We start from the raw sequence: 13,695 nt of genomic DNA, 5'->3' as shown, positions 1-13,695 counted from the left end.
CTCTGTCTCATGCAGAACCAACGTATCCGTATCCGCCTAAAAGCTTTCGATTACAAACTAATCGATGCTTCTACAGCGGAAATCGTTGAAACAGCTAAGCGCACTGGCGCACAGGTTCGTGGTCCAATCCCACTGCCAACTCGTAAAGAGCGTTTCACAGTTCTTATCTCTCCACACGTTAACAAGAAAGCACGTGACCAGTACGAAATCCGTACTCACAAGCGTCTAATCGACATCGTTGAGCCAACAGACAAGACTGTTGATGCTCTAATGCGTCTAGACCTTGCTGCGGGCGTTGACGTTCAAATTAGCCTAGGTTAAGGGAGATTAGAAGTATGATTGGTCTAATCGGTCGTAAAGTGGGCATGACCCGCGTATTTACTGAAGAAGGCGTTTCTATCCCAGTAACAGTTGTTGAGGTTGAAGCTAACCGTGTTTCTCAAGTGAAAACTCTTGAAACTGACGGCTACGCAGCAATCCAGGTTACAGCTGGTTCTAAGAAAGCTAACCGTGTAAACAAAGCTGAAGCAGGTCACTTTGCTAAAGCTGGCGTTGAAGCTGGTCGCGGTCTTTGGGAATTCCGTTTAGAAAACGGCGAAGAGTTCGAAGTTGGTTCAGAACTAACTGTTGAACTATTCAACGAAACTAAGAAAGTAGACGTTACTGGTACATCTAAGGGTAAAGGTTTCCAAGGCGCTGTTAAGCGTTGGAACTTCCGTACTCAAGATATGACTCACGGTAACTCATTGTCTCACCGTGCTCCTGGTTCTATCGGTCAATGTCAGACTCCAGGTCGCGTATTTAAAGGCAAGAAAATGGCAGGTCACATGGGTGCTGAGCGTGTAACGACTCAAAACCTAGAGATCGTACGTGTTGACGCTGAGCGCAACCTGCTTCTTATTAAAGGTGCAGTCCCAGGCGCAACTGGCGGCAACGTGATCGTTAAACCAGCTGTTAAAGCATAACGTCTCAGGAGTAAGTAATGGAACTAATGGTTAAAGGTGCCGATGCACTAACTGTTTCCGAAACTACTTTCGGACGTGAGTTTAACGAAGCTCTTGTACACCAAGTAGTTGTTGCGTACGCAGCAGGTGCTCGTCAAGGTACTCGTGCTCAAAAAACACGTTCAGAAGTTTCTGGCGGTGGCGCTAAGCCATGGCGTCAAAAAGGTACTGGCCGTGCGCGTGCTGGTACAATCCGTAGCCCAATCTGGCGTACAGGTGGTGTTACTTTTGCTGCGAAACCACAAGATCACAGCCAAAAAGTAAACAAAAAAATGTACCGTGGTGCTATGAAGAGCATTCTTTCTGAGCTTGTTCGTCAAGAGCGTCTAATCGTTGTTGATAACTTCTCAGTTGAAGCACCAAAGACTAAAGAGCTAGTTGCTAAGCTTAAAGAGCTTGAGCTAACTGACGCTCTAATCGTGACTAGCGAAGTAGATGAGAATCTATTCCTAGCTGCTCGTAACCTATACAAAGTTGACGCACGTGATGTTGCTGGTATCGATCCAGTATCTCTAATCGCGTTTGACAAAGTTGTAATGACTGCAGAAGCAGTTAAGCAAGTAGAGGAAATGCTAGCATGATCACTGAAGAGCGTATCCTAAAAGTTCTACGTGCACCGCACATCTCTGAAAAAGCAACTATGGCAGCTGAGAAAGCGAACACTATCGTTTTCAAAGTAGCTAAAGATGCGACTAAAAAAGAGATCAAAGCAGCTGTAGAAAAGCTATTTGAAGTTGAAGTTAAGTCTGTAAATACTCTTATCACTAAGGGTAAGACCAAACGTCAAGGTCTACGCCAAGGTCGCCGCAGCGACGTTAAGAAAGCGTACGTTACTTTGAAAGAAGGTCAAGATCTTGACTTCGTTGGCGGCGCGGAATAACAGGAGTAGTTAAAAATGGCTATTGTTAAATGTAAGCCGACTTCCCCTGGTCGTCGTCACGTTGTTAAAGTTGTTAACGCTGACCTACACAAGGGCAAGCCATACGCACCTCTTCTAGAGAAAAACTCTAAGAACGGTGGTCGTAACAACAAGGGTCGTATCACAGTACGTCACATCGGCGGTGGTCACAAGCATCACTACCGTGTAGTTGACTTCAAACGTACTAAAGATGGTATTCCAGCGACAGTTGAGCGTCTTGAATACGATCCAAACCGTAGCGCAAACATTGCTCTAGTTCTTTACAAAGACGGTGAGCGTCGCTACATCCTAGCACCTAAAGGTGTTGTAGCTGGTGATGTTATTCAGTCTGGTGTTGATGCACCAATCAAAGCTGGTAACACTCTACCAATGCGTAATATCCCAGTAGGTTCAACAGTACATAACGTTGAACTTAAGCCTGGTAAAGGTGGTCAGCTAGCTCGTTCGGCTGGTGCTTACGCTCAAATCGTTGCTCGCGACGGTGCGTACGTAACTATCCGTCTACGTTCTGGCGAGATGCGCAAAGTTCTTTCTGAAGGCCGTGCAACAATCGGTGAAGTTGGTAACTCTGAGCACATGCTACGTGAACTTGGTAAAGCAGGTGCATCACGTCATCGCGGTATCCGTCCAACGGTTCGTGGTGTTGTAATGAACCCGATTGACCACCCACATGGTGGTGGTGAAGGCCGTACTTCTGGTGGTCGTCACCCAGTATCTCCTTGGGGTATGCCTACTAAAGGCTTCAAGACTCGTAAGAACAAACGCACTGACAAGTACATCGTACGTCGTCGTAACAAGTAATCTATATAAAGAGGAATCGCCATGCCACGTTCTCTCAAGAAAGGTCCTTTTATTGACCTACACTTGCTGAAGAAGGTAGAGAAAGCGGTGGAAAGCGGAGACAAAAAGCCTATTAAGACTTGGTCCCGTCGTTCAATGATCATCCCTACGATGATCGGTTTGACCATCGCTGTCCATAATGGTCGTCAGCACGTACCAGTATTTGTAACTGATGAAATGATCGGTCACAAACTGGGTGAATTCGCACCAACACGTACTTACCGCGGTCACGCTGCGGATAAGAAAGCTAAGAAGCGCTAAGGAGTAGATAATGGAAGCAATTGCTAAACATAACTTTGCTCGCATTTCGCCTCAGAAAGCTCGCTTAGTTGCGGATCTAATCCGTGGTAAATCTGTTGACCAAGCTCTAGAAATCCTAACGTTCAGCAACAAAAAAGCTGCTGCACTAGTTAAGAAAGTTCTAGAGTCTGCTATCGCTAACGCGGAGCACAACGAAGGTGCAGATATTGACGATCTGAATGTCGCAAAAATCTTTGTAGATGAAGGCCCAACCATGAAGCGTATTATGCCTCGTGCTAAAGGTCGTGCGGATCGTATCTTGAAGCGTTCAAGCCACATCACTGTTGTTGTAGCAGATCGCTAGAGACTAGGAGAGTAAGCAATGGGTCAAAAAGTACATCCAAATGGTATTCGTCTAGGCATCGTTAAGCCTTGGAATGCTACATGGTTTGCTAACACCAAAGATTTCGCTGACAACCTAGACGGCGACTTCAAGGTACGTCAGTTCCTTACAAGTGAACTGAAAAAAGCGTCTCTATCACGTATCGTTATCGAGCGTCCTGCTAAGAGCATCCGTGTGACTATTCACACTGCTCGTCCAGGCGTTGTTATCGGTAAGAAAGGTGAAGACGTTGAGAAGCTACGCGCAGCTGTAGCTAAAATTGCAGGTGTACCAGCGCAAATTAACATCGCTGAAGTACGTAAGCCTGAACTAGATGCGCAACTTGTTGGTGACAGCATCGCGTCTCAGCTAGAGCGTCGTGTTATGTTCCGTCGTGCTATGAAGCGCGCAGTACAAAACGCAATGCGCCTAGGCGCTAAAGGTATCAAAGTGGAAGTAAGCGGTCGTCTAGGCGGCGCTGAAATCGCACGTTCAGAGTGGTACCGTGAAGGCCGTGTGCCTCTACACACTCTACGTGCTGACATTGATTACGCAACTTCTTCGGCTCACACTCAATACGGTGTGATCGGCATTAAAACTTGGATCTTCAAAGGTGAAATCCTAGGTGGTATGCCAGCAGCTAACGCTGTAGAGCCTAAAGGCGACAAGCCTAAGAAGCAGCGTAAAGGCCGTAAGTAAGGAGTCGACAGATGCTACAACCTAAACGTACTAAGTTCCGTAAGGTTCAGACTGGTCGTAACCGTGGTCTAGCTAAAGGTACTGATGTAAGCTTCGGCGAATTCGGTCTTAAAGCTGTTGGCCGTGGTCGTCTAACTGCTCGTCAAATCGAAGCGGCACGTCGTGCAATGACACGTCACGTTAAGCGTCAAGGTAAAATCTGGATCCGTGTGTTCCCAGACAAACCAATCACAGAAAAACCACTTGAAGTTCGTCAAGGTAAGGGTAAAGGTAACGTTGAGTACTGGGTAGCCCAAATCCAACCTGGTAAGGTTATGTACGAAATGGGTGGTGTACCTGAAGAATTGGCACGTGAAGCGTTCCGTCTTGCGGCACGTAAACTGCCTTTCAAAACTACATTTGTAACTAAGCAGGTGATGTGATGAAAGCACAAGATCTACGCGAGAAAAGCGTTGAAGAGCTTAACGCTGAGCTAATGAATTTGCTACGTGAACAGTTCAACTTGCGCATGCAAGCTGCGACTGGTCAACTACAGCAAACTCATACTCTGAAAGCTGTACGCCGTGATATCGCACGTGTGAAAACTGTTTTGACTGAGAAGGCAGGCGCATAATGAGCGAAGTAAAACGTACTCAACAAGGTCGTGTTGTTAGCGACAAGATGGACAAGTCTATCACTGTTGCTATCGAACGTTTCGTAAAACACCCAATCTACGGTAAATACGTAAAACGTACGACTAAAGTACACGCACATGACGAGAACAACGAGTGTGGCCTAGGCGACACAGTTGAAATCGCAGAGTGTCGTCCACTGTCTAAGACTAAGTCTTGGACTTTGGTAAAAGTTCTAGAAAAGGCGAAGATTTAATCTCGTTAATTCTATGAAACTAAAGCGGCTCCAAAATATTTTTGGAGCCGTTTATTTTTTGACTACCCAATCACAAAAAAGGGTGGTACAATTCGCGTCCCTTTTAAAGAGGCAGCCCGACCCGTGATGGGTCTAGTTATTAATATTTAGCGGAGCACTAACATGATCCAAATGCAAAGTATGCTGGACGCAGCTGATAACTCAGGCGCACGCAGCGTAATGTGTATTAAGGTTCTGGGTGGCTCTCACCGCCGTTATGCACATATCGGTGACGTCATCAAAGTTACTGTGAAGGAAGCAATCCCTCGCGGTAAAGTTAAAAAAGGTGATGTTCTGAAGGCGGTGGTAGTGCGCACCCGTAAAGGCGTACGTCGTCCTGACGGTTCTGTCATTCGCTTCGACCGAAATGCTTGCGTATTGCTAAACGACAATACTGAGCAACCAATCGGTACACGTATCTTTGGTCCTGTGACACGCGAACTTCGTGGCGATAAGTTCATGAAGATCGTTTCACTGGCTCCAGAAGTTCTGTAAGGAGCACGTAGAAATGGCAGCTAAAATCCGTCGTAATGACGAAGTAATCGTTCTTGCTGGTAAAGACAAAGGCAAGAAAGGTAAAGTAACTAAGGTTCTAGCAACTGGTAAAGTTATCGTTGAAGGTATCAACCTAGTTAAGAAACATCAGAAACCTGTTCCAGCTATGGGTATCCAAGGCGGTATCGTAGAGCAAGAAGCAGCTATCGACGTTTCTAACGTGGCTATCTTTAACGCAGCTACTGGTAAAGCTGACCGTATCGGTTTCCGTTTTGAAGACGGCAAAAAAGTTCGTTTCTTCAAGTCTAACGGCGAAACCGTTTCTAACTAATAGAAGTAATTTGGAGTTCTACTATGGCGAAACTGCATGATTACTACAAGTCGTCTGTAGTCGCTGAACTGACCAAACAGTTCGGTTACACAAGCGTCATGCAAGTCCCTAGAATCGAGAAAATCACCCTAAACATGGGTGTTGGTGAAGCAATCAACGATAAGAAACTGCTAGAAAATGCAGCGTCTGATATGGCAACGATCTCTGGTCAAAAGCCACTTATCACAAAAGCGCGCAAATCTGTTGCAGGTTTCAAAATCCGTGAAGGCTACCCTATCGGTTGTAAAGTAACCTTGCGTGGCGAACGTATGTGGGATTTTCTTGAGCGTTTAATTAACATCGCTCTTCCACGTGTACGTGACTTCCGTGGTGTTAGCGCTAAGTCTTTTGACGGTCGCGGTAACTACAGCATGGGCGTTCGCGAGCAAATCATCTTCCCGGAAATCGACTTTGATAAAGTTGATCGAGTACGCGGTCTAGACATCACTATTACGACGTCTGCTGGTACTGATGAGGAAGGCCGTGCTCTGCTGGCTGCCTTTAACTTCCCATTCCGTAAGTAAGGTGAAGGGTTACTGTTATGGCTAAAAATTCAATGAAAGCACGTGAAGCAAAACGTGCGAAGCTAGTAGCTAAGTTCGCTGAAAAGCGTGCAGCGCTAAAAGCTATCATCAGCGATGTAAACGCATCTGAAGAAGATCGTTGGAACGCGGTTCTTACACTGCAATCTCTTCCACGTGATTCAAGTGCATCACGTCAGCGCAACCGTTGCAACCAAACTGGTCGTCCACACGGTTACCTACGTAAGTTCGGTCTAAGCCGTATTAAGGTTCGTGAAGCTTGCATGAAAGGCGAGATTCCGGGTCTTCGTAAGGCTAGCTGGTAATTGCCACTTAATCATTTGGAGTAAATCATATGAGCATGCAAGATCCGATTTCGGATATGCTGACCCGCGTTCGTAACGGTCAGGCAGCAAACAAAGTTGCTGTAAAAATGCCTTCTTCAAAGCTTAAAGTTGCAATTGCTGCACTACTAAAAGCTGAAGGTTACATCGTTGACTTCGCTGTTGAAGGCGAAGCAAAACCTGAGCTAGAAGTTACACTTAAGTACTTCCAAGCTAAACCAGTAATCGAGCAACTTAAACGTGTTTCTCGTCCAGGTCTACGTGTTTACAAGAAGAAAGATGAACTTCCTTCTGTAATGGGTGGTCTTGGTATCGCTATCGTTTCTACTTCCAAGGGTCTTATGTCAGACCGCGCTGCACGTAAAGCAGGTCTTGGTGGTGAAATCATCGCTTACGTAGCTTAATAAGGAGTAGACTATGTCTCGTGTTGCAAAAGCACCTGTCGCTATTCCAGCTGGCGTAGAGGTGAAACTAAACGGCCAAGAAATCACTGTAAAAGGTGCGAAAGGCGAACTAACTCGCGTTCTTAACAACGCAGTTGTAATCGCTCAGGAAGAAAATAACCTGACTTTCGGTCCTAAAGAAGGTGTTGCTAACGCATGGGCTCAAGCAGGTACTGCTCGCGCTCTAGTTAACAACATGGTTGTTGGTGTTACTGAAGGCTTTACTAAGAAGCTAACTCTTAAAGGTGTAGGTTACCGTGCTGCTATCAAAGGCAACGCTGTAGGTCTAACACTAGGCTTCTCACACCCAGTTGAGCACGAGTTGCCAGCGGGTATTAAAGCTGAATGTCCAAGCCAAACTGAAATCGTGATCACTGGTGCTGACAAGCAACTAGTTGGTCAAGTTGCGGCTGACATTCGTTCTTACCGTGAGCCTGAGCCATACAAAGGCAAAGGTGTTCGTTACGCAGATGAAAATGTGCGTACTAAAGAAGCTAAGAAGAAGTAAGGTAACACTATGGATAAGAAAGCATCTCGCATCCGTCGTGCTACACGTGCACGTCGTAAGATTGCAGAACTGGGTGCGACTCGCCTAGTTGTACACCGTACTCCTCGTCACGTGTACGCACAGGTTATCGCGGCTAACGGCTCTGAGGTTATCGCAGCAGCTTCTACTGTAGAAAAAGCGATCCGTGAGCAAGTGAAATACACTGGTAACGTTGATGCAGCTAAAGCAGTGGGTAAAGCTATTGCTGAGCGCGCTCTAGAGAAGGGCGTAACTGCAGTTGCATTTGATCGTTCTGGTTTCCAATACCACGGTCGAGTAGCGGCGCTAGCAGAATCTGCTCGCGAAGCTGGTCTGAAATTCTAAGGTAGGGTTGGAAGATGGCTAAAGAACAACAAGTTCAAGCGAATGATTTGCAAGAAAAGCTAATCGCAGTTAACCGTGTTTCTAAAACGGTTAAAGGTGGTCGAATCATGAGCTTCACTGCACTAACAGTAGTTGGTGACGGTAACGGTCGTGTAGGTTTCGGTTACGGCAAAGCTCGTGAAGTACCTGCAGCGATTCAAAAAGCAATGGAAAAAGCGCGTCGTAACATGACTACGATCGCTCTAAACGAAGGCACTCTTCACCACCCAGTGAAAGGTCGCCATTCGGGCTCTAAAGTTTACATGCAGCCTGCTGCAGAAGGTACTGGTGTTATCGCAGGTGGTGCGATGCGTGCAGTACTAGAAGTTGCTGGTGTACACAACGTACTATCTAAAGCGTACGGTTCTACGAACCCTATCAACATCGTTCGTGCAACGATCGATGCACTAGGTAGCATGAAGTCACCAGAAATGGTTGCTGCTAAACGTGGTCTAACTGTTGAATCTATTTCGGAGTAAGAACACCATGGCAACTATTAAAGTAACTCAAACTAAAAGCTCAATTGGTCGTCTGCCAAAGCACAAAGCTACTTTGCGCGGTCTAGGTCTTCGTAAAATCAACCACACAGTAGAACTTGAAGATACTCCGTGTATTCGCGGTATGATCAACAAGGTTTACTACATGGTTAAAGTTGAGGAGTAATCAGAATGCGTTTGAATACTCTAGCACCGGCTGCTGGCGCGAAAACTTCTGCGAAGCGAGTAGGTCGTGGTATCGGTTCAGGCCTAGGTAAAACTGGTGGCCGTGGTCACAAAGGTCAAAAATCACGTTCTGGCGGCAGTGTTCGTCCAGGTTTCGAAGGCGGTCAGATGCCTCTGAAACAACGTCTACCAAAATTCGGTTTCACTTCTCGTAAGAGCCTAGTGTCTGCTGAAGTTCGTCTAGCTGAGCTAGCGAAAGTTTCTGGTGACGTAGTTGATCTAAACAGTCTTAAAGCTGCTAACATCATCACTAAGAACATCGAATTTGTAAAAGTTGTTCTTTCTGGTGAAATCAACAAAGCAGTGACTGTTAAAGGTCTACGTGTGACTAAAGGCGCTAAAGCTGCAATCGAAGCTGCAGGCGGTAAAATCGAGGAATAATCTCGAGGAACGAGGTACAGATGGCTAAGAAACCAGGACAAGATTTTCGTAGTGCTCAGAGCGGCTTAAGTGAACTAAAGTCGCGCTTGTTATTCGTAATTGGTGCACTTTTAGTATTCCGAGCCGGCTCTTTTGTGCCGATTCCTGGTATTGACGCTGCTGTACTTGCCGATTTGTTCGAACAGCAAAAAGGTACCATCGTTGAAATGTTTAACATGTTCTCCGGTGGTGCTCTTGAGCGTGCATCTATATTAGCATTGGGCATCATGCCGTATATTTCGGCATCTATTGTTGTCCAATTGCTAACTGTAGTTCATCCAGCGTTAGCTGAACTCAAAAAAGAGGGTGAAGCAGGCCGTCGTAAGATAAGCCAATACACACGCTACGGCACGCTTGTACTTGCAACCTTCCAAGCTATAGGTATTGCAACTGGCCTACCAAACATGGTCGACAATCTGGTTGTTATCAACCAAACCATGTTTACGCTAATTGCTACCGTAAGTTTAGTAACCGGTACCATGTTCTTGATGTGGTTAGGTGAACAAATTACAGAGCGCGGAATTGGTAACGGTATTTCGATACTGATTTTTGCAGGTATTGTTGCTGGATTGCCTTCTGCAATCGGTCAAACAATCGAGCAAGCGCGTCAAGGTGAATTGCATGTACTTCTTCTGTTGCTAATCGCGGTATTAGCTTTTGCAGTAATTTACTTCGTTGTTTTCATGGAACGTGGTCAACGCCGAATCGTCGTTAACTATGCGAAACGTCAACAGGGTCGTAAAGTGTTTGCTGCGCAAAGCTCGCACTTGCCTCTTAAAATTAACATGGCAGGTGTAATTCCAGCGATTTTTGCATCAAGTATTATCTTGTTCCCAGGAACATTGGCTCAGTGGTTTGGTCAAAACGGTGAGAGCAGCGCGTTCGGTTGGTTAACTGACGTGTCTTTGGCTCTTAGCCCTGGTCAACCGTTGTATGTAATGCTTTATGCAGCAGCAATTATCTTCTTCTGTTTCTTCTACACGGCGTTGGTTTTCAACCCGCGTGAAACAGCAGATAACTTGAAGAAGTCTGGTGCATTCGTACCCGGTATCCGCCCAGGTGAGCAGACAGCGAAATACATTGATAAAGTAATGACACGTTTAACCCTTGCTGGTGCACTGTACATTACCTTTATCTGTCTGATTCCCGAGTTCATGATGGTCGCGTGGAACGTACGTTTCTACTTCGGCGGTACATCGCTACTAATCGTAGTTGTTGTAATTATGGACTTTATGGCACAGGTACAGACTCATCTGATGTCTCAACAGTATGATTCTGTGTTGAAGAAAGCGAATCTGAAAGGCTACGGCCGTTAATCCGGCGGTAGACTCAGTTTCATTTACGGAGTTTAGCAATGAAAGTTCGTGCTTCCGTTAAAAAAATCTGCCGTAACTGTAAAGTAATCAAGCGTAACGGTGTCGTTCGCGTGATTTGCAGTGAGCCAAAGCACAAACAGCGCCAAGGCTAATTAGCAGAAATTTTTACTTGAAAATGAAGGTTGGGTCGAGTATATTCCTCGGCCTACCTTTTGCGTGCAAAAGAAGTAGTATTCCGTAGCGTATCCATAACGGGCTTTGCTGCGGCTAATTCTTTTATAGAAACACTTAGGAGTGAATAATGGCCCGTATAGCAGGCATTAACATTCCTGATCAGAAACATGCAGTAATCGCTCTAACAGCGATCTACGGCATCGGTAAAACTCGCTCTCAAGCTATCCTAGCTGAAGTGGGTATTGCTGAAAATGTTAAGATCAGTGAACTAACTGAAGAGCAGATCGATCAACTGCGTGATGGTGTAGCTAAGTACACTGTAGAAGGTGATCTACGTCGTGAAGTATCTATGAACATCAAGCGTCTTATGGACCTTGGCTGTTACCGTGGTCTTCGTCATCGTCGCAGTCTACCACTACGTGGACAGCGTACTAAAACCAACGCTCGCACCCGTAAGGGTCCGCGTAAGCCGATCAAGAAATAATCGGGAAGGTAGAGTACAATGGCTAAACAACCAACTCGCGCTCGTAAGCGCGTACGCAAGCAAGTTGCAGATGGCGTTGCGCACATCCATGCTTCTTTCAATAACACAATCGTAACCATTACTGACCGTCAAGGTAACGCTCTTGCATGGGCTACTGCAGGTGGTTCTGGTTTCCGTGGTTCTCGTAAGTCTACTCCGTTCGCTGCACAGGTTGCTGCTGAGCGTTGTGCTGAAATGGCTAAAGAATACGGCCTAAAGAACTTGGAAGTTATGGTTAAGGGTCCTGGTCCAGGTCGCGAATCTACTGTTCGTGCACTAAACGCCGCTGGTTTCCGCATCACAAACATCGTTGATGCTACACCAATCCCTCATAACGGTTGTCGTCCACCTAAGAAACGTCGCGTATAACGTTTCTAGGACAATTGGAGAAGAATCATGGCAAGATATTTGGGTCCTAAGCTGAAGCTTAGCCGTCGTGAAGGCACTGACTTATTCCTTAAGTCTGGTGTTCGCGCGATCGATACCAAGTGTAAAATTGATAACGCACCAGGTGTACACGGCGCTCGTCGCGGTCGTCTATCTGAGTATGGCGTTCAGCTTCGTGAGAAGCAAAAAGTACGTCGTATGTACGGCGTTCTAGAAAAACAATTCCGTAACTACTACAAAGAAGCTGCTCGCCTAAAAGGCAACACTGGTGAAAACCTACTTCAGCTTCTTGAAGGTCGTCTTGATAACGTAGTTTACCGCATGGGCTTTGGCGCAACTCGCGCAGAAGCACGTCAGCTAGTTAGCCACAAAGCTATCCTAGTAAACGGTAAAGTTGTAAACGTTCCTTCTTTCAAAGTAGCGGCTAATGACGTTGTTTCTATTCGCGAGAAAGCTAAACAGCAAGCTCGTATCAAAGCAGCTCTAGAAGTTGCTGAACAACGTGAAAAACCAACTTGGATTGAAGTAGATGGTGGCAAGATGGAAGGTACATTCAAGCGTATGCCTGAGCGTTCTGATCTATCAGCTGACATCAACGAACAATTGATCGTCGAGCTTTACTCTAAGTAAGGTTTAAACTAAAGAGAGGACACAATGCAGGGTTCTGTAACAGAATTTCTTAAGCCACGTCTAGTTGACATCGAACAAATCAGCTCGACTCACGCAAAAGTAACTCTTGAGCCATTAGAGCGTGGCTTTGGTCATACTCTGGGTAATGCACTTCGCCGCATCCTTCTATCTTCTATGCCAGGTTGTGCTGTAACAGAAGTAGAAATTGAAGGCGTACTTCATGAGTACAGCACGAAAGAAGGCGTTCAAGAAGATATTCTTGAAATTCTTCTAAACCTTAAAGGTTTGGCTGTGCGCGTTGCCGAAGGCAAAGATGAAGTGTTCATTACTTTGAACAAATCAGGCTCGGGCCCTGTGGTTGCAGGTGACATCACCCATGATGGTGATGTAGAGATCGCTAACCCTGAACACGTAATTTGTCACCTAACGGATGACAACGCTGAGATCGCAATGCGTATCAAAGTTGAACGTGGTCGTGGTTATGTTCCAGCTTCTGCGCGTATCCATAACGAAGAAGACGAGCGTCCTATCGGTCGCCTACTAGTAGATGCTACTTACAGCCCAGTAGACAAAATTGCCTACGCTGTAGAAGCAGCTCGTGTAGAACAGCGTACTGATCTAGACAAGCTTGTTATCGATATGGAAACAAACGGTACTCTAGAACCTGAGGAAGCAATCCGTCGTGCAGCTACAATCCTAGCTGAACAATTGGATGCATTCGTAGATCTTCGTGATGTACGAGTTCCTGAGGAGAAGGAAGAGAAGCCAGAATTCGATCCGATCCTACTGCGTCCTGTAGACGATCTTGAACTAACAGTTCGCTCTGCTAACTGTCTGAAAGCAGAAGCGATTCACTACATCGGTGATCTAGTACAACGTACTGAGGTTGAGCTACTTAAAACGCCTAACCTTGGTAAAAAATCTCTTACTGAGATTAAAGACGTACTTGCGTCACGTGGTCTGTCTCTGGGAATGCGCCTAGAAAACTGGCCACCTGCATCAATCGCTGAAGATTAATCGATACTAGTTAGAAGGATTAGGTCATGCGCCATCGTAAGAGTGGTCGTCAACTCAACCGCAACAGCTCACATCGCAAAGCGATGTTCAGCAACATGGCTAGCTCTCTAGTACGTCATGAAGTTATCAAGACTACTTTGCCAAAAGCAAAAGAGCTACGTCGCGTAGTTGAGCCTTTGATTACACTAGCTAAGACTGACAGTGTTGCTAACCGTCGTCTAGCATTTGCACGTACTCGTGACAACGAAGTAGTTGCAAAACTATTTAACGAACTAGGTCCACGTTTTGCTGCTCGTCAGGGCGGTTACACTCGTATCCTAAAAGCTGGCTTCCGTGCTGGTGATAAAGCTCCAATGGCTTACATTGAGCTTGTAGATCGCCCAGCTGCTGAAGAAGCTGCTGAGTAATCAGTTCGTAAGAACGAGAAAGCCGA

At 46.0% G+C, this 13,695-nt stretch carries 28 protein-coding genes; all 28 read left to right on the top strand.

What is annotated here, in order from left to right:
* Positions 1-9: 9 nt before the first annotated feature.
* The 28 genes from rpsJ to rplQ all read left to right on the top strand — a co-directional run bounded on the left by rpsJ (position 10) and on the right by rplQ (position 13,669).
* Positions 10-321: a 30S ribosomal protein S10 gene (rpsJ, locus tag R7D93_RS14400; RefSeq protein ID WP_004410492.1), complete on the top strand. Its 312-nt coding sequence runs from the start codon at positions 10-12 to the stop codon at positions 319-321.
* 14 nt (positions 322-335) lie between these two features.
* Positions 336-965 (top strand): 50S ribosomal protein L3, encoded by a 630-nt coding sequence (gene rplC, locus R7D93_RS14395; RefSeq protein ID WP_005379555.1) that lies wholly within the window; start codon positions 336-338, stop codon positions 963-965.
* A gap of 17 nt (positions 966-982) precedes the next feature.
* Positions 983-1,585: a 50S ribosomal protein L4 gene (gene rplD, locus R7D93_RS14390; RefSeq protein WP_005379556.1), complete on the top strand. Its 603-nt coding sequence runs from the start codon at positions 983-985 to the stop codon at positions 1,583-1,585.
* Positions 1,582-1,884 (top strand): 50S ribosomal protein L23, encoded by a 303-nt coding sequence (gene rplW, locus R7D93_RS14385; RefSeq protein ID WP_004398471.1) that lies wholly within the window; start codon positions 1,582-1,584, stop codon positions 1,882-1,884. Before rplD ends, rplW begins: the two co-directional genes overlap by 4 nt.
* A 15-nt stretch (positions 1,885-1,899) precedes the next feature.
* The gene (gene rplB / locus R7D93_RS14380) at positions 1,900-2,724 is read left to right on the top strand and encodes a 50S ribosomal protein L2 (protein ID WP_005383168.1); all 825 of its coding nucleotides are present in this window, start codon (positions 1,900-1,902) and stop codon (positions 2,722-2,724) included.
* Between the two features lie 21 nt (positions 2,725-2,745).
* Complete coding sequence (rpsS, locus tag R7D93_RS14375; RefSeq protein ID WP_004394525.1) at positions 2,746-3,024, top strand: 30S ribosomal protein S19; 279 nt, start codon at positions 2,746-2,748, stop codon at positions 3,022-3,024.
* Between the two features lie 10 nt (positions 3,025-3,034).
* Positions 3,035-3,367, top strand: a complete 333-nt coding sequence (rplV, locus tag R7D93_RS14370) for a 50S ribosomal protein L22 (RefSeq protein ID WP_005383164.1) — start codon at positions 3,035-3,037, stop codon at positions 3,365-3,367.
* An 18-nt stretch (positions 3,368-3,385) separates the two neighbouring features.
* Positions 3,386-4,084, top strand: coding sequence for a 30S ribosomal protein S3 (gene rpsC, locus R7D93_RS14365; protein ID WP_005383161.1), 699 nt, complete (start codon positions 3,386-3,388; stop codon positions 4,082-4,084).
* Positions 4,085-4,095: 11 nt separating this feature from the next.
* Positions 4,096-4,506, top strand: a complete 411-nt coding sequence (gene rplP, locus R7D93_RS14360; RefSeq protein ID WP_005379577.1) for a 50S ribosomal protein L16 — start codon at positions 4,096-4,098, stop codon at positions 4,504-4,506.
* A complete protein-coding gene (gene rpmC / locus R7D93_RS14355; RefSeq protein ID WP_005379576.1) occupies positions 4,506-4,697 on the top strand; it encodes a 50S ribosomal protein L29 in 192 nt (63 codons plus the stop codon). Before rplP ends, rpmC begins: the two co-directional genes overlap by 1 nt.
* A complete protein-coding gene (gene rpsQ / locus R7D93_RS14350; RefSeq protein ID WP_005379575.1) occupies positions 4,697-4,951 on the top strand; it encodes a 30S ribosomal protein S17 in 255 nt (84 codons plus the stop codon). Before rpmC ends, rpsQ begins: the two co-directional genes overlap by 1 nt.
* 162 nt (positions 4,952-5,113) lie before the next feature.
* Positions 5,114-5,485: a 50S ribosomal protein L14 gene (gene rplN / locus R7D93_RS14345; protein ID WP_004410450.1), complete on the top strand. Its 372-nt coding sequence runs from the start codon at positions 5,114-5,116 to the stop codon at positions 5,483-5,485.
* 13 nt (positions 5,486-5,498) lie between these two features.
* On the top strand, positions 5,499-5,816 hold the full coding sequence (gene rplX / locus R7D93_RS14340) for a 50S ribosomal protein L24 (RefSeq protein WP_005379574.1): 318 nt from the start codon (positions 5,499-5,501) through the stop codon (positions 5,814-5,816).
* A 23-nt stretch (positions 5,817-5,839) separates the two neighbouring features.
* Positions 5,840-6,379: a 50S ribosomal protein L5 gene (gene rplE / locus R7D93_RS14335; RefSeq protein ID WP_005379573.1), complete on the top strand. Its 540-nt coding sequence runs from the start codon at positions 5,840-5,842 to the stop codon at positions 6,377-6,379.
* Between the two features lie 17 nt (positions 6,380-6,396).
* Positions 6,397-6,702, top strand: coding sequence for a 30S ribosomal protein S14 (gene rpsN / locus R7D93_RS14330; protein ID WP_004410442.1), 306 nt, complete (start codon positions 6,397-6,399; stop codon positions 6,700-6,702).
* A gap of 29 nt (positions 6,703-6,731) precedes the next feature.
* Positions 6,732-7,124 (top strand): 30S ribosomal protein S8, encoded by a 393-nt coding sequence (gene rpsH / locus R7D93_RS14325; protein ID WP_005379572.1) that lies wholly within the window; start codon positions 6,732-6,734, stop codon positions 7,122-7,124.
* A gap of 13 nt (positions 7,125-7,137) precedes the next feature.
* Complete coding sequence (rplF, locus tag R7D93_RS14320) at positions 7,138-7,671, top strand: 50S ribosomal protein L6 (protein ID WP_005379570.1); 534 nt, start codon at positions 7,138-7,140, stop codon at positions 7,669-7,671.
* Positions 7,672-7,680: 9 nt separating this feature from the next.
* Entirely contained in the window at positions 7,681-8,034 is a 354-nt protein-coding gene (gene rplR, locus R7D93_RS14315) for a 50S ribosomal protein L18 (protein WP_005379568.1), read from the top strand.
* Between the two features lie 14 nt (positions 8,035-8,048).
* Positions 8,049-8,552: a 30S ribosomal protein S5 gene (gene rpsE / locus R7D93_RS14310; protein ID WP_004745894.1), complete on the top strand. Its 504-nt coding sequence runs from the start codon at positions 8,049-8,051 to the stop codon at positions 8,550-8,552.
* A 7-nt stretch (positions 8,553-8,559) separates the two neighbouring features.
* A complete protein-coding gene (gene rpmD / locus R7D93_RS14305) occupies positions 8,560-8,736 on the top strand; it encodes a 50S ribosomal protein L30 (RefSeq protein ID WP_005379565.1) in 177 nt (58 codons plus the stop codon).
* Between the two features lie 5 nt (positions 8,737-8,741).
* Positions 8,742-9,176 carry a 50S ribosomal protein L15 gene (gene rplO / locus R7D93_RS14300; RefSeq protein WP_005383155.1) on the top strand — a complete coding sequence of 145 codons (435 nt, stop codon included), beginning with the start codon at positions 8,742-8,744 and terminating at the stop codon, positions 9,174-9,176.
* A gap of 20 nt (positions 9,177-9,196) precedes the next feature.
* On the top strand, positions 9,197-10,531 hold the full coding sequence (gene secY, locus R7D93_RS14295) for a preprotein translocase subunit SecY (protein ID WP_005379562.1): 1,335 nt from the start codon (positions 9,197-9,199) through the stop codon (positions 10,529-10,531).
* A 38-nt stretch (positions 10,532-10,569) separates the two neighbouring features.
* Entirely contained in the window at positions 10,570-10,683 is a 114-nt protein-coding gene (gene rpmJ / locus R7D93_RS14290; protein ID WP_000868186.1) for a 50S ribosomal protein L36, read from the top strand.
* Between the two features lie 149 nt (positions 10,684-10,832).
* Positions 10,833-11,189 carry a 30S ribosomal protein S13 gene (gene rpsM / locus R7D93_RS14285; RefSeq protein WP_005383154.1) on the top strand — a complete coding sequence of 119 codons (357 nt, stop codon included), beginning with the start codon at positions 10,833-10,835 and terminating at the stop codon, positions 11,187-11,189.
* 18 nt (positions 11,190-11,207) lie between these two features.
* Positions 11,208-11,597 carry a 30S ribosomal protein S11 gene (gene rpsK, locus R7D93_RS14280; RefSeq protein ID WP_001118870.1) on the top strand — a complete coding sequence of 130 codons (390 nt, stop codon included), beginning with the start codon at positions 11,208-11,210 and terminating at the stop codon, positions 11,595-11,597.
* Between the two features lie 27 nt (positions 11,598-11,624).
* Complete coding sequence (gene rpsD, locus R7D93_RS14275) at positions 11,625-12,245, top strand: 30S ribosomal protein S4 (protein ID WP_005383146.1); 621 nt, start codon at positions 11,625-11,627, stop codon at positions 12,243-12,245.
* A 24-nt stretch (positions 12,246-12,269) separates the two neighbouring features.
* Complete coding sequence (locus R7D93_RS14270) at positions 12,270-13,262, top strand: DNA-directed RNA polymerase subunit alpha (protein ID WP_005383143.1); 993 nt, start codon at positions 12,270-12,272, stop codon at positions 13,260-13,262.
* A gap of 26 nt (positions 13,263-13,288) precedes the next feature.
* Positions 13,289-13,669, top strand: coding sequence for a 50S ribosomal protein L17 (gene rplQ / locus R7D93_RS14265; protein ID WP_005383141.1), 381 nt, complete (start codon positions 13,289-13,291; stop codon positions 13,667-13,669).
* The last annotated feature ends 26 nt before the right edge of the window (positions 13,670-13,695 follow it).

The organism is Vibrio sp. YT-15 (genome assembly GCF_033337445.1).
GTDB classification, from domain to species: domain Bacteria; phylum Pseudomonadota; class Gammaproteobacteria; order Enterobacterales; family Vibrionaceae; genus Vibrio; species Vibrio alginolyticus.
Note: the sequence above shows the minus strand (reverse complement) of the source record. Positions and strands in the feature narration are given on the sequence as shown.

Bases quoted from the DNA above. Each gene is read 5' to 3' on its own strand.
- rpmJ (WP_000868186.1), top strand. From the start codon at position 10,570: ATGAAAGTTCGTGCTTCCGTTAAAAAAATCTGCCGTAACTGTAAAGTA.
- rpsC (WP_005383161.1), top strand. From the start codon at position 3,386: ATGGGTCAAAAAGTACATCCAAATGGTATTCGTCTAGGCATCGTTAAG.
- secY (WP_005379562.1), top strand. From the start codon at position 9,197: ATGGCTAAGAAACCAGGACAAGATTTTCGTAGTGCTCAGAGCGGCTTA.
- rplO (WP_005383155.1), top strand. From the start codon at position 8,742: ATGCGTTTGAATACTCTAGCACCGGCTGCTGGCGCGAAAACTTCTGCG.
- rplQ (WP_005383141.1), top strand. From the start codon at position 13,289: ATGCGCCATCGTAAGAGTGGTCGTCAACTCAACCGCAACAGCTCACAT.
- rpsJ (WP_004410492.1), top strand. From the start codon at position 10: ATGCAGAACCAACGTATCCGTATCCGCCTAAAAGCTTTCGATTACAAA.
- rplP (WP_005379577.1), top strand. From the start codon at position 4,096: ATGCTACAACCTAAACGTACTAAGTTCCGTAAGGTTCAGACTGGTCGT.
- rplV (WP_005383164.1), top strand. From the start codon at position 3,035: ATGGAAGCAATTGCTAAACATAACTTTGCTCGCATTTCGCCTCAGAAA.
- rpsQ (WP_005379575.1), top strand. From the start codon at position 4,697: ATGAGCGAAGTAAAACGTACTCAACAAGGTCGTGTTGTTAGCGACAAG.
- rplC (WP_005379555.1), top strand. From the start codon at position 336: ATGATTGGTCTAATCGGTCGTAAAGTGGGCATGACCCGCGTATTTACT.
- rpmC (WP_005379576.1), top strand. From the start codon at position 4,506: ATGAAAGCACAAGATCTACGCGAGAAAAGCGTTGAAGAGCTTAACGCT.
- rpsN (WP_004410442.1), top strand. From the start codon at position 6,397: ATGGCTAAAAATTCAATGAAAGCACGTGAAGCAAAACGTGCGAAGCTA.
- rpsM (WP_005383154.1), top strand. From the start codon at position 10,833: ATGGCCCGTATAGCAGGCATTAACATTCCTGATCAGAAACATGCAGTA.
- rpsH (WP_005379572.1), top strand. From the start codon at position 6,732: ATGAGCATGCAAGATCCGATTTCGGATATGCTGACCCGCGTTCGTAAC.
- rplB (WP_005383168.1), top strand. From the start codon at position 1,900: ATGGCTATTGTTAAATGTAAGCCGACTTCCCCTGGTCGTCGTCACGTT.
- rplD (WP_005379556.1), top strand. From the start codon at position 983: ATGGAACTAATGGTTAAAGGTGCCGATGCACTAACTGTTTCCGAAACT.
- rplN (WP_004410450.1), top strand. From the start codon at position 5,114: ATGATCCAAATGCAAAGTATGCTGGACGCAGCTGATAACTCAGGCGCA.
- rpsS (WP_004394525.1), top strand. From the start codon at position 2,746: ATGCCACGTTCTCTCAAGAAAGGTCCTTTTATTGACCTACACTTGCTG.
- rplF (WP_005379570.1), top strand. From the start codon at position 7,138: ATGTCTCGTGTTGCAAAAGCACCTGTCGCTATTCCAGCTGGCGTAGAG.
- rplW (WP_004398471.1), top strand. From the start codon at position 1,582: ATGATCACTGAAGAGCGTATCCTAAAAGTTCTACGTGCACCGCACATC.
- rplE (WP_005379573.1), top strand. From the start codon at position 5,840: ATGGCGAAACTGCATGATTACTACAAGTCGTCTGTAGTCGCTGAACTG.
- rpsD (WP_005383146.1), top strand. From the start codon at position 11,625: ATGGCAAGATATTTGGGTCCTAAGCTGAAGCTTAGCCGTCGTGAAGGC.
- rplX (WP_005379574.1), top strand. From the start codon at position 5,499: ATGGCAGCTAAAATCCGTCGTAATGACGAAGTAATCGTTCTTGCTGGT.
- rpsE (WP_004745894.1), top strand. From the start codon at position 8,049: ATGGCTAAAGAACAACAAGTTCAAGCGAATGATTTGCAAGAAAAGCTA.
- R7D93_RS14270 (WP_005383143.1), top strand. From the start codon at position 12,270: ATGCAGGGTTCTGTAACAGAATTTCTTAAGCCACGTCTAGTTGACATC.
- rplR (WP_005379568.1), top strand. From the start codon at position 7,681: ATGGATAAGAAAGCATCTCGCATCCGTCGTGCTACACGTGCACGTCGT.
- rpmD (WP_005379565.1), top strand. From the start codon at position 8,560: ATGGCAACTATTAAAGTAACTCAAACTAAAAGCTCAATTGGTCGTCTG.
- rpsK (WP_001118870.1), top strand. From the start codon at position 11,208: ATGGCTAAACAACCAACTCGCGCTCGTAAGCGCGTACGCAAGCAAGTT.